The organism is Streptomyces sp. NPDC058001, assembly GCF_042886315.1.
In the GTDB taxonomy this organism is placed as follows: Bacteria; Actinomycetota; Actinomycetes; order Streptomycetales; family Streptomycetaceae; genus Streptomyces.
In genome coordinates this window covers 71,912-84,146 of sequence record NZ_JBHVQT010000008.1, presented here as the reverse complement: position 1 = coordinate 84,146, position 12,235 = coordinate 71,912, and the positions used below count along the sequence as shown (strand labels likewise).

11 protein-coding genes are annotated in these 12,235 nt (G+C 73.0%); 10 read left to right on the top strand and 1 reads right to left on the bottom strand.

Annotation, left to right across the window (positions count from 1 at the left end; translation table 11 throughout):
• Nucleotides 1-5 precede the first annotated feature (5 nt).
• The 5 genes from ACFVT5_RS20750 (at nt 6) to ACFVT5_RS20730 (ending at nt 6,889) form a co-directional block, all read left to right on the top strand.
• The gene (locus tag ACFVT5_RS20750; protein ID WP_389889671.1) at nt 6-1,565 is read left to right on the top strand and encodes an aldehyde dehydrogenase family protein; all 1,560 of its coding nucleotides are present in this window, start codon (nt 6-8) and stop codon (nt 1,563-1,565) included.
• Nucleotides 1,562-2,374: an SDR family NAD(P)-dependent oxidoreductase gene (locus tag ACFVT5_RS20745; RefSeq protein ID WP_389889668.1), complete on the top strand. Its 813-nt coding sequence runs from the start codon at nt 1,562-1,564 to the stop codon at nt 2,372-2,374. Before ACFVT5_RS20750 ends, ACFVT5_RS20745 begins: the two co-directional genes overlap by 4 nt.
• On the top strand, nt 2,374-4,008 hold the full coding sequence (locus ACFVT5_RS20740; RefSeq protein WP_389889665.1) for an acyl CoA:acetate/3-ketoacid CoA transferase: 1,635 nt from the start codon (nt 2,374-2,376) through the stop codon (nt 4,006-4,008). The genes ACFVT5_RS20745 and ACFVT5_RS20740 overlap by 1 nt, the downstream gene beginning before the upstream one ends.
• On the top strand, nt 4,005-5,207 hold the full coding sequence (locus ACFVT5_RS20735; protein ID WP_389889662.1) for a DUF993 family protein: 1,203 nt from the start codon (nt 4,005-4,007) through the stop codon (nt 5,205-5,207). Before ACFVT5_RS20740 ends, ACFVT5_RS20735 begins: the two co-directional genes overlap by 4 nt.
• A gap of 77 nt (nt 5,208-5,284) precedes the next feature.
• Entirely contained in the window at nt 5,285-6,889 is a 1,605-nt protein-coding gene (locus ACFVT5_RS20730) for a GMC family oxidoreductase (protein ID WP_389889659.1), read from the top strand.
• 43 nt (nt 6,890-6,932) lie between these two features.
• On the opposite strand, the gene ACFVT5_RS20725 is transcribed toward ACFVT5_RS20730, so the two are convergent.
• Nucleotides 6,933-7,694 (bottom strand): CDP-alcohol phosphatidyltransferase family protein, encoded by a 762-nt coding sequence (locus ACFVT5_RS20725; RefSeq protein WP_389889656.1) that lies wholly within the window; start codon nt 7,692-7,694, stop codon nt 6,933-6,935.
• Between the two features lie 148 nt (nt 7,695-7,842).
• On the opposite strand from ACFVT5_RS20725, the gene ACFVT5_RS20720 reads away from it, so the two are divergent.
• The 5 genes from ACFVT5_RS20720 (at nt 7,843) to ACFVT5_RS20700 (ending at nt 12,233) form a co-directional block, all read left to right on the top strand.
• The gene (locus ACFVT5_RS20720) at nt 7,843-8,823 is read left to right on the top strand and encodes a zinc-binding alcohol dehydrogenase (RefSeq protein WP_389889653.1); all 981 of its coding nucleotides are present in this window, start codon (nt 7,843-7,845) and stop codon (nt 8,821-8,823) included.
• 68 nt (nt 8,824-8,891) lie between these two features.
• Entirely contained in the window at nt 8,892-9,290 is a 399-nt protein-coding gene (locus ACFVT5_RS20715) for a 6-pyruvoyl tetrahydropterin synthase family protein (protein ID WP_389889650.1), read from the top strand.
• Nucleotides 9,287-10,423 (top strand): glycosyltransferase family 4 protein, encoded by a 1,137-nt coding sequence (locus ACFVT5_RS20710; RefSeq protein ID WP_389889647.1) that lies wholly within the window; start codon nt 9,287-9,289, stop codon nt 10,421-10,423. Before ACFVT5_RS20715 ends, ACFVT5_RS20710 begins: the two co-directional genes overlap by 4 nt.
• A complete protein-coding gene (locus ACFVT5_RS20705) occupies nt 10,351-11,259 on the top strand; it encodes a methyltransferase domain-containing protein (RefSeq protein ID WP_389889644.1) in 909 nt (302 codons plus the stop codon). Before ACFVT5_RS20710 ends, ACFVT5_RS20705 begins: the two co-directional genes overlap by 73 nt.
• The gene (locus ACFVT5_RS20700) at nt 11,256-12,233 is read left to right on the top strand and encodes a lysylphosphatidylglycerol synthase transmembrane domain-containing protein (RefSeq protein ID WP_389889641.1); all 978 of its coding nucleotides are present in this window, start codon (nt 11,256-11,258) and stop codon (nt 12,231-12,233) included. The genes ACFVT5_RS20705 and ACFVT5_RS20700 overlap by 4 nt, the downstream gene beginning before the upstream one ends.
• The last annotated feature ends 2 nt before the right edge of the window (nt 12,234-12,235 follow it).

The following is a 12,235-nucleotide window of genomic DNA, read 5'->3' as shown; positions in this document are numbered from 1 at the left end:
GTCACGTGACCACCGCCGAACTCCACGAGGACACCGCCCACCGCGGCCTCACCCCCCTCCTGGACCGCGCCCGCGTGCCCGCCGGGGACGAAGGGCCGCCCGTACTCGGCTCGCTCGTCGGCGGGAACGCCGTCGCCCCCGAGGGCGAGGGCACCGTCCGGATCAGCCCCGCCACCGGTCAGCCCGCGTTCCGCGCCGGCGACGGCAGCGTCACGGCCGTCGACACCGCCGTCGCACGGGCCCGTACCGCCTTCGACACCGGCGCCTGGGGCCGCGCCACCGCACGGGACCGCGCCCGCGTCCTGGCCAGGACCGCCCACCTGATCGAGGCGCACGCCGGTGAACTCGCCGACCTGCTCGTCCTGGAGACCGGCAAGCCGATCCGGGAAGCGCGCGGCGAGGTCGCCGCCACCGCCAACGCCTTCGAGTACTTCGGCGGCCTCGCCCGCGACCTCGGCGGCCGGACCGTCCGCGACATCGACGCGTCGGTGTTCGCGTTCACCGTCCGCGAGCCCGCCGGGGTCGCCGCGCTGATCGTGCCGTGGAACTTTCCCCTCGGCATCCTCGGGCAGAAACTGCCGCCCGCGCTGGCCGCCGGCTGCACGGTCGTCGTCAAACCGAGCCCGCTCACGCCCCTCACCTCGCTCGCCGTCGTCTCCCTCCTCCTGGAGGCCGGGCTCGACCCCGACGCGCTGTCCGTCGTCCTCGGCGAAGGCCCGGCGGGCGCCGCGCTCGTCGCCCACCGCGACGTGGACGTGGTCAGCTTCACCGGCTCCACCGCTACCGGCCGGCACATCGCCGCCCACGCCGGGTCCCAGCGGCTCAAGCGGGTCGCCCTGGAGGCCGGCGGCAAGACCCCCGTCCTGGTCACCGCGCACGCCGACCTCGACGAGGTGGTGGAGGGCCTCACCTTCGCCGCCTTCTTCAACCAAGGACAGGTCTGCGTCGCCGGCTCCCGCATCCTCGCCGACGCGACCGTCGCCGACGAACTCGCCGAACGGCTCGCCGCGCGCGCCGACGAACTCGTCCTCGGCGACCCCTGGTCCGAGTCCACGCAGATGGGACCCCTCATCTCCCAGCAGCACTTCGACGGTGTGCGCGCCGCGCTCGACACCTCCCGCGCCCAGGGCGTACGGGTCCTCGCCGGCGCCCGCACCCCCGAGCCCGACGGCACCCGCGCGCGGCCCTTCCTCGACCCGACCGTGCTGTGGACGGACGACGACGAATCCACCGCCGCCCGCGACGAACTGTTCGGCCCGGTCACCGTCGTCCAGCCCTACGCGACCCTGGACGAGGCCGTCACGCGCGCCAACGCCTCCGCGTACGGGCTAGCCGCCTCCGTGTGGAGCAACGACATCCGCGAGGCGATGGACCTCACCCTGCGGCTGCGCACCGGGACCGTGTGGATCAACGGGTCCACCGACGCGTACCCCGAACTCCCGCTCGGCGGGCGCCGTGACAGCGGACACCACGCCGAATTCGGCCGCGAGGGGATGGAGTTCTTCACCGAGAGCAAGACGGTGCAGATCAATCGCGGCGGACGAAAGGACTGGTACACCGCGTGAACGAGCCGGCCACCACCCCCACACCCCCGTTCCCTGTAGCGCCGCCCACCACCACCGTCCACCCGTCCCTGCGCGGCCGGACCGTGCTCGTGACCGGCGCGCTCGGCGGGCTCGGTGCCGCGATCGTGGACGCCTTCGCGGTCAGCGGAGCCTCCGTCGTCGTCCACCACATCGGCCAGCGGACCGAGGCCGAGGCCCGGGTCGCGCACCTGCGCGCGGCGGGCACGAGCGCGTACGCCGTCGAGGCCGACGTCACCGACTGGGACTCCGTCGCCGCGATGACCGACGAGATACGCGAGGCGGTCGGACCGGTCGACGTCCTGGTCAACAACGCCGGATTCATGGCGCCCGGACGCCTCGCCGATCTCTCCCTCGCCGAGTGGCGCAGAACCCTGAGCGTCGACCTCGACGGAGTCTTCCTCTGCTGCCGCCATGTCCTCGGCCCGATGCTGGCCCGCGGTACGGGAGCCATCGTCAACGTCTCCTCGCAGCTCGCGTTCAAGGGCGCCCGGGACTACACCAGTTACTGCGCCGCCAAGGCGGGTGTCGCCGGGCTGACCCGTGCGCTCGCCCGCGAGGTCGGCCCCGCGATCCGCGTCAACGCCATCGCGCCCGGCCCGGTCGACACCCCGTTCATCACGCCGTGGGCCACGGAGGAATGGAAGCGCGAACGCACCGGTGACCTCGTCATCGGACGCCTCGCGACCCCCGAGGAGATCGCGCCGACCGTGGCGTTCCTCGCCTCCGACGACGGCGCCCTCTTCCAGGGTCAGGTGCTGCATCTCAACGGTGGGGGAGTGATGGCCTGATGACGACCACTCAGGACCCGTACCGCACCCGCCGGGGACGCCCCGTCTTCCGTACCGCCGCCGAAGCCGTCGCGCTGATCGGCAGCGGTGACACGGTCGCGATCGGCGGCTCCGGCGGCGGTCTCCTCGAACCCGACACGCTGATCGCCGCCCTGGGACACCGGTTCCGTACGGAGGGCGACCCGGCCGGGCTGACCCTCGTACACACCACCGGCATCGGTGACCGCGAGGGCGGCGGCATGGACCATCTCGCCCAGCGCGGACTCGCCCGCCGGGTCGTCGCGGGCAACTGGGGCATGGCCCCGGCGATGAGCGCGATGGCCGCCGCCGGGGAGTTCGAGGCGTACAACTTCCCGCAGGGCGTGATGAGTCAGCTGTTCCGTGACATCGCGGCGGGCCGCCCCGGCGTCCTCACCCATGTCGGCATCGGCACGTTCTGCGACCCGCGCGTCGAGGGCGGCCGGCTCAACGACCGGACCACCGAGGAACTCGTGGAGGTCGTCCGGGTCCGTGGCCGCGAGTGGCTGCTGTATCCGGCGCTGCCGATCGACGTCTGCTTCATCCGGGGCACCACCGCCGACGAGGACGGCAACATCACCTGCGAACAGGAGGCCGCCCGCCTGGAGATGCTCGCCGTCGCGCAGGCCACCCGTAACAGCGGCGGCATCGTCATCGCCCAGGTGAAGTACGCGGCGCAGCGCGGTTCCCTCGACCCGCGTGACGTCGTCGTCCCCGGCCTGTGCGTGGACGTCGTGGTCGTCAACCCGGCGCAGAAGCAGGTGGTGACGCACGAGTACAACCCGGCGTTCGCGGGCGCCGCGAAGGCCGCCCTGTCGTCGCTGCCGCCCTTCCCGCTGGACCAGCGCAAGGTCGTCGCGCGGCGCGCGCTGAGCGAGATCGTGGACGGTGATGTCGTCAACCTCGGTGTCGGGATCGCCGACGGGGTCGCGGCCGTCGCCGCCGAGGAGGGCTGGGTGGACGACTTCACCCTCACCATCGAGCAGGGACTCGTCGGCGGCGTCCCGGCGCGCGGGGTCATCTTCGGTGTCGCCACCAATCCTGTCGCGATCCTCGAACAGCCCGCGCAGTTCGACTTCTACGACGGCGGCGGCCTCGACATCTGCTTCCTCGGATTCGCCGAGATCGACCGGGAAGGCAATGTCAACGTGTCCAAGTTCGGCGGCCGGATCATCGGCACCGGAGGCTTTGTGAACATCTCCCAGAACGCCTCCACGGTCGTGTTCTGCGGCACCTTCACGGCGGGCGGACTGCGTGCCGTGCCCGGTGACGGCCGACTCGACCTGCGGACCGAGGGACGGCACCATAAGTTCGTCGACCGGGTCGAACAGATCACCTTCAGCGCCGCCGAGGCCCGCCGCCGGGGCCAACGCGTCCTGTACGTCACCGAGCGCGCCGTCTTCGAGCTGGGCCACGAAGGGCTGGTCCTCACCGAGATCGCCCCCGGCGTGGACCTGCACAAGGACGTCCTGGACCTGCTCGGCGACCGTGTCCCGGTGCCCGTCGCGCCGCGCCTCATGGATCCGACGATCTTCACGGACCGCCCCCTGGGTGCCGACTGGCGCGGCCGGGACACCGACGCGACTGCGGTGCGGGCGGCGGCGGTGACCTCATGACCGGCCCCCGCATCGTGCTCCCCACGGACGGCGGCACCCGCACCCACGTCCTGGCCGAGCGCTCCCCGGTCCACGACCTCACCGGCGACGCCCCCGTGACCCGTACCGCCTACGCCGCCGCGCATGTTGTCGCCGACCCGCTCACCGAAAGGCCGGGCACCGAAACGCCGTGCACCGACGGGCCCGGCATCGACGGACCTGGCATCGACTGGGACGCCACGCTGGGCTTCCGGCGGCACCTCTGGTCCCTGGGTCTCGGTGTCGCCGACGCCATGGACACCGCGCAGCGCGGCGCCGGACTCGACTGGGCCGCCGCCCGCGAACTGATCGCCCGCTCCGGTGCGGAGGCCCGCGCGGTCGGCGGCGCCCTGGTCTGCGGCGCGATGACCGACCAACTCGCCCCCGGCCGCCACTGGACGCTCCACGACATAGCCGACGCCTATGTCGAACAGGCGGGCTGGATAAGGGAGTCCGGCGGAACCCCGGTCCTCATGGCGAGCCGCCAGCTCGCCGCCGCAGCACGGGACGCCGACGACTACCACGAGGTGTACGGAGCCGTCCTGCGGCAGCTCGAAGGCCCGGTCCTGCTGCACTGGCTCGGCGACGCCTTCGACCCGGCCATGACGGCGTACTGGGGCGACGCCGACCTCGACCGGGCCGCCGCGACCGTCCTCGGCATCGTCACCGAGCACGCCGACCGGATCAGCGGCATCAAGATCTCCCTGCTCGACGCGGACCGCGAGGTGGCCCTGCGGCGCCAACTCCCGCCCGGCGTACGCATGCTCACCGGCGACGACTTCCACTACCCCGAACTGATCCGGGGCGACGAGCAAGGCCACAGCGGTGCGCTGCTCGGTGTGTTCGACGCGATCGCCGCACCGGCCCGCGCCGCGCTCGCCCGGCTCGACGCCGGCGACACCGACGGCTACACGGCGCTGCTCGCACCGACCGTGCCGCTCGCCCGGCACCTGTTCGCCGCGCCGACCTCCGCGTACAAGACCGGCGTGGTGTTCCTGGCCTGGCTCAACGGGCACCAGGACCACTTCCATCTGCTCGGCGGCGCCCAGACGTTCCGGTCGGTGATTCATCTGAGCACGCTCTTCGCCCTCGCCGACGAGGCCGGCGCACTCGCCGATCCGCCGCTCGCGGCGCACCGGATGCGGGCGTTCCTCGCGGTGGCCGGATTCGACGCGACCTGACCGGCCGCCCCCGGATCGCGGATCCCCGACCCCGGATCCCGGCAACAGCCCCCCACTTCTTGAGAGGACCGAGCACCATGTCACCCACCACCTACACCTACGTCATCGTGGGCGCCGGCGCGGCCGGCTGCGTCCTGGCCAACCGGCTCAGCGCCGACCCCGGTACCCGGGTTCTCCTCCTGGAAGCGGGCGGCGGCGACCGGTCACCCCTGCTGCGCATCCCTGCGGGCTTCTCCAAGCTGATGGGCACCAAGGTCAACTGGCTGTTCGACACCGTCCCGCAGCGACACCTCGACAACCGGCGGATCTTCCTCCCGCAGGGCCGGGTCCTGGGCGGCAGCACCTCCATCAACGCGATGCTCTACGTCCGGGGCAACCGCGAGGACTACGACACCTGGCGCGACCTCGGCAACAAGGGCTGGGGGTACGACGACGTCCTGCCGTACTTCACCCGGCACGAGGACAACGAACGGCTCGCCGACGCCTATCACGGCACCGGCGGCGAACTCCACGTCAGCGACCAGGTCCAGCACAACACGCTGTCGGCCGCCTTCCTGCGGGCCGCGCAGCAGACCGGTATCCCCTACACCGCCGATCCCAACGGGGCACGCCAGGAAGGGGTGTTCTTCCACCAGGTCACCCAGCGCAGGGCGGTGCGCGAGAGCGCGTCGACGGCGTTCCTGCGGCCCGTACAGGACCGGCCGAACCTCACCGTCCTGACCGGCGCGCACGCCGACCGCCTGATCGTGGAGAACGGCCGCGCCGTCGGGCTCACCTACGAGCGCGGCGGCCGGACGGAGACGGTACGCGCCGATGCCGAGGTCATCCTCAGCGCCGGAGCCGTCAACTCGCCCTGGCTGCTGCTCCGTTCCGGCATCGGACCCGCCGACGAACTGCGCGCCCTCGGCGTCGACGTCGTCCACGACCTGCCCGGCGTCGGCAAGAACCTCCACGACCAGCTGGAGGTCTACATCACCCGGGCCTGCGCCCAGCCGCTGAGTTACAGCGGCGAGGACCGCTGGGACCGGGCGCTGCGGCACGCCCTTCAGTACGGGCTCTACCGGACCGGGCCCGCGACCGCGACGATCACCGAGGCCGGCGCCTTCATCAGCAGCGCGGACGAGGTGCCGTCGCCGGACCTGCAACTGCACTTCCTGCCCGCGTACGTCGTCTGGAAGGACGGCTCGCACACCGCCGAGAAGATCCCCGGGCACGGCGTGACGCTCCTCGCGTGCAACGTCCGCCCGCGCAGCCGGGGTTCGGTCACCCTCGTGTCGAAGGACCGCTCGGTGCTCCCGGCCGTCGACCCGAACTATCTGGCCGACCCGCACGACCGGGAGATCGCGGTGGAGGGTTTCCGGCGGATGCGGGAGGTGCTCGCCGCGCCGGCCTTCGCCGGACTGCTCAAGGAGGAGCGGCTGCCGGGGGCATCCGTGGAGACCGACGAGGAGATCCGGGCGTACATCCGGCGCTGGGCCAAGACGGACTACCACCCGGTCGGCACCTGCAAGATGGGCGTCGACGACCTAGCCGTCGTGGACCCCGAACTCCGGGTCCACGGTCTCGCCGGACTACGGGTCATCGACTCCTCGATCATGCCGAACATCATCAGCGGCAACACACAGGCGCCGTCGATGATGATCGGGGAGAAGGGGGCGACGCTGATCCTTGCGGGGGCGTGAGCCGGGGGACCAGGGCAGGAGGACGGGGTCCGGGGCACGGGGGTCACTGGGCGGCGGCGCGCCCGTCACCGACTCGGCGGGCGCATCGCGCCGCCCGTCCCGTCCGCCACAGCCACCGCACATCCCGCCCGAAGGACCAGACGAGCGCCGCCAGGGCCAGGACCACCAGCCCGGTCGCCGGTCCCCGCCCGAGGACGCCGGCGCCCGTCACCAGCAGGACGACGCCCTGGAGCGCGGCCACCGTCTTGCGGGCCGTGCTCGGGGGCAGCGGCGACCGCAGCCAGGGCAGCACCCGGGCCGCCGCGACGAACGCGTACCGCATCGCGCCGATCAGTACCACCCACGCGCCCAGGGACGCCCCGACGTAGACGCTGAGCACCAGGATGAGGAACGCGTCCACCTCCATGTCGAAGCGGGCGCCCAGCGGTGACGACGTTCCGGTGCGGCGCGCGACATGCCCGTCCACCGCGTCCAGGACCAGGGCCACCGCCGTCAGCGCCACCAGGACCGTCACCGGCGGCGGGCTCTCGAAGGAGTCCGCGACCAGCGCGGTCACACCCCCGACGAGCGTCGCGCGCGCCAGCGTGACCCGGTTCGCCGGGCCGAACGGGCGCGGCCATGTCCGGTGCACCGCCCGCGTCAGGACCGCCCAGGTCACCGCCGTGAACGCCAGACCCGTCAGCCATCCCGCCGGACCCAGACCTAGCGCCCCGCCGAGCAGGACCAGGACCAGGACCTGCGCGCCCGCTCCCACGGACGTCTCGTGCCGTATCAAGTTCGTGCCGTACATGTGGTTGAGGGCCACCGCGCACCTTTCCGACCAGGTGACAGAGTCGATCGACGCCGCGTACCGTGCTCGCGGCTTGGCAGTGATCTGTACGTCGTGCGCCGCCCGGATGTTCACGGACGCCGGGCACGGACGATGTGTCACCTCGATGTGCGGGAGGGTGTCGATGGAGCGCGCGGCGCGGGCCTTCTGGCTCGCAACCCCGGGGCACGGCGAGATCCGCGACGTCACCCTGCCGCCCCTCGGCGCGGGAGACGTGCTGGTACGCGCCCTGTGGTCCGGCATCAGCAGAGGCACCGAAAGCCTCGTCTTCCGGGGCGGTGTGCCGGTGAGTCAACACACCGTCATGCGCGCGCCGTTCCAGGACGGCGACTTCCCCGCGCCCGTCAAGTACGGCTATCTCGGCGTCGGAACCGTCGAGGAGGGCCCCGCCGACCTGCTCGGCCGTACCGTGTTCTGCCTCCACCCGCACCAGACCCGGTACGTGGTCCCGGCGGACGCGGTCACCCCGGTGCCCGACACGGTGCCCGCCGCACGCGCGATCCTCGCCGGGACCGTGGAGACCGCCGTCAACGCGCTCTGGGACGCCGCGCCCCTCGTCGGTGACCGGATCGCCGTGGTCGGAGCGGGCATGGTCGGCTCGTCCGTCGCCGTCCTCGCGGGGCGCTTCCCCGGTGTCCGCGTCCAGTTGGTCGACGCCGACCCCGCCCGCGCCACCGTCGCGGCGGCGCTCGGGGTCGACTTCGCGCTGCCCGGGGACGCGCTCGGTGACTGCGACCTCGTCGTGCACGCCAGCGCCACCGAGGCCGGACTGACCCGCTCCCTCGAACTCCTCGCGCCCGAGGGCACGGTGATCGAGATGAGCTGGTACGGCGACCGGAAGGTCAGCCTTCCGCTGGGCGAGGCGTTCCACTCCCGGCGCCTGGTCGTACGGGCCAGCCAGGTCGGCGCCCTCTCCCCGGCCCGCCGATCCCGCCGGACCTTCGGCCACCGGCTCGCCCTCGCCCTCGATCTGCTCACCGACCCCGCGTTCGACGCCCTGATCACCGGCGAATGCGCCTTCGAAGACCTCCCGGGAACCCTCGCCGCCATCGCCGCGGGGAACCTCCCGGGGCTGTGCCACCGGGTCCGGTACGAGAGGGCCTGAACAACCGGAACCCACCGGCCGTACTCAACGGCGAGCCCCGGCCGCCGCCGCACCTGGAGGGTCATCCGTTGTTCAGCATCACCGTCCGCGACCACCTCATGGTCGCCCACAGCTTCCACGGCGAGGTCTTCGGGCCCGCACAGCGCCTGCACGGCGCGACGTTCCTGGTGGACGCCACGTTCCGCCGCCCCGAACTCGACGCCGACAACATCGTTGTCGACATCGGTCTCGCCACCCGGCAGCTCGGCGAGGTGGTCGGCGACCTCACGTACCGCAACCTCGATGACGAACCCGCCTTCGCCGGCGTCAACACCTCCACGGAATTCCTCGCCAAGGTCATCGCCGACCGGCTCGCCGAGCGCGTGCGTGCCGGGGCGCTCGGCGCGGGCGCCCAGGGACTCACCGGTCTCACCGTCACCCTCCACGAGTCGCATGTGGCCTGGGCGAGTTATGAGCGTGATCTGTGAGGGCCCACCCCGTGCACCCCGCCGACATCATCCCGATGTCCGCGCGCTCCCTGCACTTCGTGCTCCCCGGACGCGTGGACGACCCCACCGCGCCGAGCGGCGGCAACACCTACGACCGCCGGGTCGGCCTGGACCTTTCCGGCTTCGGCTGGCACGTCCACGACCACGCCGTCCCGGGCACCTGGCCCCGTCCCGCCCCGGCCGCGCGCCGTGAACTCGCCCGCACGCTCGCCGCGTTGGCGGACGGCAGCGTCGTCCTCCTGGACGGGCTCGTCGCCTGCGGGGTCCCCGACATCGTGGTGCCCGAGGCCGCGCGTCTGCGCCTCGCCGTCCTCGTCCATCTGCCGCTCGCCGACGAGATGGGACTCGCGCCCGCGCGCGCGGCCGACCTCGACGCCCGGGAACGTACGACCCTGCGGGCCGTGTCCGCCACCGTCGCGACCAGCGGCTGGGCCGCCCGCCGGCTGGTCGAGCACCACGGACTCGCCCCCGCGCGCGTGCACGTCGCCGCCCCCGGCACCGACATCGCGCCCCTCGCCCCCGGCACCGACGGGATCTCCCGGCTGCTGTGCGTCGCGTCCGTCACCCCGCGCAAGGGACAGCACCGGCTCGTGGAAGCGCTCGCGTCCGTCGCCGACCTGCCGTGGAGCTGTGTCTGCGTCGGCGGACTCGACCACGACCCCGGATACGTCGCCGGACTGCGCACCCTCATCGCCGCGCACGGACTCGGTGACCGGGTCCGGCTCGCCGGACCCCAGAACGGGCCCGCACTCGGCGCCAGTTACGCCGCCGCCGACCTGATGGTCCTCAGCTCGTCCGCCGAGACCTACGGCATGGCCGTGACCGAGGCACTCGCGCGCGGCATCCCCGTCCTCGCGACGGACGTCGGCGGACTGCCCGAAGCGGTCGGCCGCGCACCCGACGGCGGGGTACCGGGCATGCTGCTCCCGCCCGGCGACCCGACAGCCCTCGCGAGGGCCCTGCGCCGCTGGTTCGGCGAGCACGAGACACGGCGCCGCCTCAAGCAGGCGGCCCGCGGACGGCGTACCGCACTCGACGGATGGGCGACCACCGCGCTCAGCCTCTCCGGCGTCCTGGAACAGCTCCGGCGCGACACCCGGAGGGCCGCGTGACGACCACCGACGCGTCCCGCTACCCCCCGGCCTGGCTGGCGCTCCGCGAGTCCGCCGACGCCACCGCCCGCGCACCCGAACTCCTCGAACCGCTCCGCACCCGCCTGGCCACGACCACCCCGAAAGCACCCCGCCTGACCATCCGTGACCTGGGCTGCGGCACCGGTTCCATGGGCCGCTGGCTCGCCCCCCGGCTGCCGGGACCGCAGCACTGGATCCTGCACGACCACGACCCCGACCTGCTCGTACGGGCCACCGCGCACGCCCCACGCGTTGCCGTCGACGGCAGCCGGGTGACCGTCGCCGCCGACCACGGCGACCTCGACCGGCTCACCGCCGACACCCTCGCCACCACATCGCTCGTCACGGCGTCCGCGCTGCTCGACGTGCTCACCCGCGACCAGGTCGAACGGCTCGCCACGGCCTGCGCGGACGCGGGCTGCCCGGCACTCCTCGCGCTCTCCGTCGCGGGCCGCGTCGACCTCACCCCCGCCGACCCGCTCGACGGTGAGATCACCGACGCCTTCAACGCCCACCAGCGCCGCACCGGACTGCTCGGCCCGGACGCCGTCACCACGGCGTACGACGCCTTCGCGGCACACGGCGCGACCGTACGGGTCCAGCCCAGCCCCTGGCGGCTCGGTCCCGACGACTCCGCGCTGATCTCCGAGTGGCTACAGGGCTGGACCGGCGCGGCCCGCGACCAACGACCGGACCTCGCCCCGCACATCGACCGCTACCTGATGCGACGTCAGGAGCAGTGCGCGGCAGGCCAGTTGAGAGTGGTGGTGCATCACAACGACCTGCTGGCACTGCCCCGGCCCGGTGGAGCATGACGGCGACGACGCGGGCGATCAGGTCCCGGCTCCCGTCGGTCGTCGGCGCCGGCATCCTCGCCGTACTGATCTGGCGGCTCGGTACGGGCCCGTTCCTGGACGGCGTGGGCAGGATCGACACCGTCACGTTCCTCGGGGCCGTCGGAATCGGCGTGTTCACCACCGTGTGCAGCGCATGGCGCTGGTGCCTGGTGTCCCGCGCCCTGGGCCTCCCACTGCCCCTCGGCCGGGCCGTCGCCGACTACTACCGTGCCCTGTTCCTCAACGCCACCCTCCCCGGCGGGGTACTCGGCGACGTACACCGCGCGGTCCGGCACGGGCGCGGCGCGGGAGACCTCGGCCGGAGCGTCCGCGCGGTCGTCCTGGAACGAACCGCCGGCCAAGTAGCCCTGTTGGCGGTCGGTACGGCGATCCTGCTCACCCTGCCGTCCCCGGCACTCACGGCCACCCGACACCTGGCCATCGCGGCACTCGCTCTGCCGATCGTGGTCGGCGCACTGGTCGCCTGGGCACCGCGCTGGTGTAGGGCACTCACCACGACCCTGAGGGAGGCCCGCCCAAGCTGGCCAGGCGTACTCGTCACATCTCTGGCAACCCTGGCCGGCCACCTCGCCCTCTTCCTCCTCGCCGCCCGAGCAGCTGGCACCACCGCCCCGGCCACGGTCCTGCTCCCCCTGATGATCCTCGCGCTCCTGTCGATGTCCCTCCCCCTGAACATCGCGGGCTGGGGCCCCAGAGAAGGCGTCACGGCCTGGTCCTTCGCCACCGCGGGCCTGGGAGCGACCCAGGGCCTGACGGTAGCGGTGGTGTACGGAGTGCTGAGCATGGCGGCAAGCCTGCCGGGCCTGGCCGCACTGATGATCCCTGCGGGCCGCCAGGGAAGTGCCCCGAAAGGGGCGCGGGGAACTGCGCGACCAGCCACGAACGACGCGCACTTTTCGCACCGGGCCGGGCGGGCGCGCAGCGCCCTTTAAAG

Coding starts and splice junctions, on each gene's coding strand:
- ACFVT5_RS20705 (WP_389889644.1), top strand. CDS start 10,351: ATGGGCGACCACCGCGCTCAGCCTCTCCGGCGTCCTGGAACAGCTCCG.
- ACFVT5_RS20730 (WP_389889659.1), top strand. CDS start 5,285: ATGTCACCCACCACCTACACCTACGTCATCGTGGGCGCCGGCGCGGCC.
- ACFVT5_RS20740 (WP_389889665.1), top strand. CDS start 2,374: ATGACGACCACTCAGGACCCGTACCGCACCCGCCGGGGACGCCCCGTC.
- ACFVT5_RS20735 (WP_389889662.1), top strand. CDS start 4,005: ATGACCGGCCCCCGCATCGTGCTCCCCACGGACGGCGGCACCCGCACC.
- ACFVT5_RS20700 (WP_389889641.1), top strand. CDS start 11,256: ATGACGGCGACGACGCGGGCGATCAGGTCCCGGCTCCCGTCGGTCGTC.
- ACFVT5_RS20720 (WP_389889653.1), top strand. CDS start 7,843: ATGGAGCGCGCGGCGCGGGCCTTCTGGCTCGCAACCCCGGGGCACGGC.